The organism is Microbacterium sp. H6 (assembly GCF_003314775.1).
GTDB lineage: Bacteria > Actinomycetota > Actinomycetes > Actinomycetales > Microbacteriaceae > Microbacterium > Microbacterium oxydans.
Genome location: NZ_QOAY01000050.1, coordinates 275 through 764, shown reverse-complemented (window position 1 = coordinate 764; position 490 = coordinate 275). Strand labels below are relative to the sequence as shown.

Below are 490 nucleotides of genomic sequence, written 5' to 3'. Positions count from 1 at the left end.
GGGCGGCGATGAGTTCGCCGCCCGTCGCCGCGGCGAGCGCGGCTGCCGTGCCCTCCCCGCCGTCCGGCACCGGATACTCGTCCACCTGCACGCCGGGGATGACCCGACGCACACCGGCGGCGATCGCCTGCGCGACGGCCTCGGCGCTCAGGCTCTCCTTGAATCCGCTGGGTGCGACCAGGATGCGCTGCGGGATGTGGATGGACACGATTCCTCCTTCTGCGCCCGAACGGGCGACGAGCGCCCGGTGTGCGGGCACGACGAGCACCGGTGCACCGGCGGCGCACGCGGAGTGAAGCGGGTGGGTGAACGGGACGCTGCGGGTCAGAGCAACAGAGGCAGCCCCATCGACGGCCATACCCAGAGGGCGAACACCGCGACGAGCACGAACATCGCGGGAGCCAGTACCACCGAGAGTCGACGCAGATCCAGCGGACTGAAACCACCGCTGACGATGTCGGGGTCAGCGAACATCGCGACGGGTTTCGCC

At 70.6% G+C, this 490-nt stretch carries 1 protein-coding gene; it reads right to left on the bottom strand.

Annotated elements, in window-relative coordinates; translation table 11 throughout:
- Positions 1-208 (bottom strand): glycerate kinase (locus DSP71_RS23055; protein ID WP_181800654.1); only part of this gene is annotated, 208 nt, incomplete at its 3' end.
- Positions 209-490 lie beyond the last annotated feature (282 nt).